The following is a 4106-nucleotide window of genomic DNA, read 5'->3' as shown; positions in this document are numbered from 1 at the left end:
TCGGCGTCGAGCAGCACCACGCTGATCAGGTCGGCATCGAGCGTGTGCACGAAGCCGGTCGAGCCGTTGTCGAAGACCAGACGCTCGTTGAGCATCGCGTCGGGCAGTCCGGACACGAATGCGATTCCGTCGGCAAGCCGTTCGACTCGCCCGATGGCCTCCGCGGACGGCGCAAGTGCGGCGCCTTCGAGCGCGGCGCGCTGGCGCGCGAGCCAGTCGGCGTGTTCAGGAAGGTCGGCTGGCTTCATCGTCATTCAGCAGTACCGCCTCGATATGTTCCAGATCCTGCTTCAGGCTGTTGCGCACCCGCGCGTGCGCCGCGTCAAGCTCGAGTCCCGCGATCAGCGACGCGTCGATCCGCACCGCCAGTTCGACCGGCCGGCCCAGGCAAGCGGACAGCGCGGCCCGGCATGACGCGATTTCCTGCGCATCGAGTGCACGCGGCGTGATGAGTTGCAGCGGCGTGTTGCCCGCGCCCAGTTCCGAGCGGACCGATTCGGGCAGCTTCGCGACTTCCCCGGCCAGACCGTCGATGAAACCGGTCACGCGCACCGGTTCCGGCAGACGCGTGAACAGCCGCGCCGCGATGTCGAGCGCGAGGCGGGTCGCGCGGCGGGCGTCGTCGCGCGTGCGCTCGCGCCGTTCCGACTCCAGCCGGGCAGCCGCCGCATCGCGCAACTGTTCGGCTTCCGCCTGCGCCTGCGCGAGCAGCGACACCTTCTCGGCGGCGGCCTGCCCCGCCACCTCCTTCAACGCATCGGCGCGCGCGGCCACCACCCTGGCGAGCTCGGCTTGCGCCGCCTCGCGCGCATCGCTCGCCGCGCGGGCATCGTCGCGCGCGGCGTCGATCAGCTTGCGCGCCGCTTCCTGGCGCGCCGCGATGATCGCGCTGACCGGCTTGAACAGAAAGCGCGACAGCAGCCACACCAGCACCACCACGTTGATGGTCTGCAGGATCAGCGTGGACCAGTCGATTCGCATCGTCGCCTCGTGCTACTTGATGAACGGGTTGGCGAACAACAGCAGCAACGCGATCACCAGGCAGTAGATCGCCATCGTCTCGATCATCGCCAGCCCGACGAACAGCGTGCGCGAAACCGTGCCCGCCGCATCCGGCTGGCGGGCAATCGCGTCCATGGCCGCGCCGACCGCGCGACCTTCGGCCAGCGCGGGCCCGATCGCACCGAACGACACGGCGAGCGCCGCTGCCGCGATGCTGACGATTTCGATGAGATTGCTCATGACTGCTCCTGCTTGCGGCGGTGAACGGAGGGTTCGTCATCGGCCGCCGCCGCACCAATGAACACCATCGACAACACCATGAAGATGTAGGCCTGGACCGTGCCGGTCAGCAGGTCGAGGGCCATCAGCGGGATCGGCACGATCAGTCCCGCGAGCGACAGCACGATGCCGATCACGAACACGCCGCTCATCACGTTGCCGAACAGCCGCACGATCAGCGAGAACGTGCGCGTCAGCTGCTCGACGAGATTGAGCGGGATCATCACCCAGGTCGGTTCGGCGAAGGTGGCGAGATAATTCTTCCAGCCGCGCGTGCGCACGCCGTAGTAGCACGTCGCGCCCAGTACGACCAGCGCGAGCGCCGCGTCGGTTTCCAGGTGCGCGGTGGGCGGCTCGACGCCCGGGATCAGCGACGAAGCGTTCGCGGTGAACACGAACAGGAAGATCGTGCCGATCAATGCGCGATAGCGGGCGGCCCCGGCTCGCATCGTGTCGACGATCTGTGCGTCGACAGTGGCGACCAGCAGCTCCAGCACGCTTTGCAGGCGCGACGGTTCGAGCGACAAGCGCCGGCGCGCGAACGCCGAGAGTGCCGCCAGCGCCAGCATGATTCCCCACGTGACCAGCACGGGCGACGAAATCGAGAGCGGACCCAGTGTCCAGAGCGGGACGGTCGCAAGCGGCGAGGCGCTCATCGCAGCCCCCGGAGCGCCGCCGATGCGTCGGCGTATCTGAGCGCGACGGCGCGCGCGACCAGCAGCCCGAGCGCGCCCGCCACGACGGCGGCGGCGCCGATCCGGGCCAGCGCCACCAGCACGGCGACCGCGATGGCGATGCGCGCGCCTTGCAGCCCGAGCGCGCAAGCCACGCGGCCGGCGGCGAACAGGCGGCAGTTCCATGCGAGCGAACCGAAGTGCCATGCACCGAGCGCGAGGCCGGCGGCAACGCCGAGCATCGCGGCGGCCAGGTTGGGCGACAGCCACGCATCAATCGTCATGGTTTTGTCCTTGCTGGTTATGCATCCATTTCCACGCGAACCAGAACCCGGCGGCTGCGCCGATCATGACGAGCGGCGCGGAGAAGAACACGCGCGTCGCATACAGCCGGTCCAGCCAGCGCCCCAGCGCCAGTCCGGCGAGCGTCGGCGCGAGAATCGCCCAGCCGAGCACGCCGATCTGCGCCAGCCGTGCGCCCAGCGACGGTTCGGGATCGCGTGCGCCGCGCGACGCGCGTTCGGCGGCGTGCCGTGCGGCCTGCTCGACGCGATCGGGCCGGTCGCGCGGATCCGGCGGTGGCCGCCCGCTCATCGCCGCGGCTCCGCGACGAATGGATCGCGGGCGGCGCCCGCGCTTCCCCCGGGTCGCAGATACGTCAGCAAACGCCTGACCGTTTCGGCATGCAGCCGCGTCTCGTCGACGCGGGCGCGCCGTTCGGCGTCCAGCCGGGCGGCGCGGTTCGCGCGCACGAGCGCGTCGAGTTGTTCAAGCGAATCGCCGGGCACCGCGTCGCGGCACGCGATCGCGACGCGGACACCGCCCGACACGCTCAACACGCCTTCGTCCAGCGCGCAGTAATGCCATTGGTCGTCGGGTGTTCGCCAACGCACCACCGACGCGCGCAGCAGCGTCACGAAATCGACGTGGCCGGGCCGCACACCGAAGCTGCCGGTCGCATCCTCGGCGCGCAGCGAGGCGATCTCCAGCGCATCGACCAGCAGTTGCGCGGGCGTCGCGATCGTCAGGTCGAGCCTAGCCATGCGCTCCCCCGTCCCCGCCTGCGGCGGCGGCTTCCTTGCGGCGCGCGTCGTCCAGTGTGCCGACCATGTATAGCGAGCTTTCCCGCCATGTATCGCACTCGCCGCGCAGAATCGCGGCGCAGCCGGCGATCGTCTCGGCGGTCGTCACCGAGCGGCCCGGCTGCCCCGTAAACGCCTCGGTCACCGCGAACGGCTGCGTGAGGAAGCGCTGCAGGCGACGCGCGCGCTCGACGGTGCGGCGGTCGTCCGCGCCCAGTTCCTCGATGCCGAGCAGTGCGATCACGTCCTGCAGTTCGCGGTAATGCTCGATCGCGCGGCGCACCTCGGTCGCAACCGCGACGTGCTCGTCCCCGACCACGAGCGGATCGAGCAGGATCGACGACGACGCGACCGGATCGATCGCCGGATACATGCCTTCCGCCGCCATCGAACGCGACAGCACCACCATGCTGTCGACGTGCGCGGCGATCGCGGTCACCGCCGGATCCGTGAAATCGTCCGCCGGCACATAGACCGCCTCGATCGCCGTGACGGCGGCGCCCTCCACCGACGCGATCCGCTCCTGCAGCGCGGCGACCTCGCTCGCCAGCGTCGGCTGGTAGCCGACCCGGGACGGCAGCCGCCCCAGCAGACCCGACACCTCCGCGCCCGCCTGAACGAAACGGAACACGTTGTCCATCAGCAGCAGCACGTTTTGCGCACGCTCGTCGCGGAAATATTCGGCGATGGTCAGCGCCGTCAGCGGCACGCGCCAGCGGGCGCCCGGCGGCTCGTTCATCTGGCCGTACACCAGCACCGTGCGGCCCAACACGCCGGAACCGCGCATGTCGAGCAGCATCTCGTGCCCCTCGCGCGACCGCTCGCCCACGCCCGCGAACACCGAAATGCCCTGATAACGCTCGACCATCGCGTGGATCAGCTCCATCACGAGCACCGTCTTGCCGACCCCGGCGCCGCCGAACATCGCGGCCTTGCCGCCCTGCGCGAGCGGCGCAAGCAGGTCGATCACCTTGATGCCCGTCGCGAACAGCGTGCTCGTGCCCTTCTGCTCGGCCAGCGGCGGGGCGTTGCGGTGAATCGGCCGCAGCGGCACGTCGGCGGGTAGCGC

7 protein-coding genes and 1 pseudogene are annotated in these 4106 nt (G+C 70.0%); all 8 read right to left on the bottom strand.

Annotated features, from left to right (window positions below; genetic code table 11):
• Positions 1-248: pseudogene (locus J7024_RS36540) on the bottom strand (F0F1 ATP synthase subunit alpha); the annotation flags it as partial.
• Positions 226-981, bottom strand: a complete 756-nt coding sequence (locus J7024_RS36535) for a F0F1 ATP synthase subunit delta (RefSeq protein WP_234746011.1) — start codon at positions 979-981, stop codon at positions 226-228. The gene J7024_RS36535 and the pseudogene J7024_RS36540, both read right to left, overlap by 23 nt.
• A gap of 12 nt (positions 982-993) precedes the next feature.
• Positions 994-1242 carry a F0F1 ATP synthase subunit C gene (locus tag J7024_RS36530; protein ID WP_098553567.1) on the bottom strand — a complete coding sequence of 83 codons (249 nt, stop codon included), beginning with the start codon at positions 1240-1242 and terminating at the stop codon, positions 994-996.
• Positions 1239-1937 carry a F0F1 ATP synthase subunit A gene (locus tag J7024_RS36525; RefSeq protein ID WP_105821003.1) on the bottom strand — a complete coding sequence of 233 codons (699 nt, stop codon included), beginning with the start codon at positions 1935-1937 and terminating at the stop codon, positions 1239-1241. Before J7024_RS36525 ends, J7024_RS36530 begins: the two co-directional genes overlap by 4 nt.
• The gene (locus J7024_RS36520) at positions 1934-2239 is read right to left on the bottom strand and encodes an N-ATPase subunit AtpR (protein ID WP_124897299.1); all 306 of its coding nucleotides are present in this window, start codon (positions 2237-2239) and stop codon (positions 1934-1936) included. The genes J7024_RS36525 and J7024_RS36520 overlap by 4 nt, the downstream gene beginning before the upstream one ends.
• Positions 2229-2549, bottom strand: a complete 321-nt coding sequence (locus J7024_RS36515; RefSeq protein WP_124897298.1) for an AtpZ/AtpI family protein — start codon at positions 2547-2549, stop codon at positions 2229-2231. The genes J7024_RS36520 and J7024_RS36515 overlap by 11 nt, the downstream gene beginning before the upstream one ends.
• A complete protein-coding gene (locus J7024_RS36510; RefSeq protein WP_124897297.1) occupies positions 2546-2998 on the bottom strand; it encodes a F0F1 ATP synthase subunit epsilon in 453 nt (150 codons plus the stop codon). Before J7024_RS36510 ends, J7024_RS36515 begins: the two co-directional genes overlap by 4 nt.
• On the bottom strand, positions 2991-4106 hold a 1116-nt coding region (gene atpD / locus J7024_RS36505), incomplete at its 5' end, for a F0F1 ATP synthase subunit beta (protein ID WP_327796282.1). The genes atpD and J7024_RS36510, both read right to left, overlap by 8 nt.

Origin of the sequence: Burkholderia sp. WTPI3, assembly GCF_021483755.1 — a bacterium.
In the GTDB taxonomy this organism is placed as follows: Bacteria; Pseudomonadota; Gammaproteobacteria; order Burkholderiales; family Burkholderiaceae; genus Burkholderia.
The sequence above is the reverse complement of the archived record's forward strand: the minus strand, read 5'-3'. Positions and strand labels throughout refer to the sequence as shown.